Source organism: Bartonella capreoli (assembly GCF_902813205.1).
In the GTDB taxonomy this organism is placed as follows: domain Bacteria; phylum Pseudomonadota; class Alphaproteobacteria; order Rhizobiales; family Rhizobiaceae; genus Bartonella; species Bartonella schoenbuchensis.
Window position 1 is genome coordinate 1 of sequence record NZ_CADDZX010000153.1, and the last position, 494, is coordinate 494.

Genomic DNA, 494 nt, shown 5'->3' on the forward strand with positions numbered 1-494 from the left:
TATGACAAACTTATACGATGGCTGTCATAAGCCTTTTTTATATTATTTTACTCATAGTGTTCACTGTGAAAGCAAGAAAGTGATGATAAAATCTATTCTTCATGCAGTATGAAGAATCCAAGACGCTTCTTGAGAGATGATGTTAACAGATGAGATATTTATAGAGGGGTAAAATGAAAAAAATTCTTTTAATATGCATGGCTCTATTGACTATAGGATTGAGTGTTACAGGTTGTGGTAAAAGTGAAGAGGAAAAACGTAAAGCACAACAAGAGGAACAAGATAAAAAATTTGTTGAAACAAAATCGCCAGATACAGATCGTGGACATGCATTTTAAAAAAATGCTAGTATCAATCTCTAACTAAAAGAGTAGGTTGTGTAACTCACCCCCGTCAACGACATTATGCACTTTGACACGTATAAAGACAATCAGTTTTAAAAACTTTTGAAAGGCTTTTCATAGCCTGTCGGTTTAACGCTAGGTATTTATGTA

General features: G+C 33.4%; 1 protein-coding gene. It reads left to right on the top strand.

The genetic code is table 11. From position 1 onward, the window contains the following. Positions 1-173 precede the first annotated feature (173 nt). Positions 174-338, top strand: coding sequence for a hypothetical protein (locus tag J7R05_RS07820; RefSeq protein ID WP_208541829.1), 165 nt, complete (start codon positions 174-176; stop codon positions 336-338). Positions 339-494 lie beyond the last annotated feature (156 nt).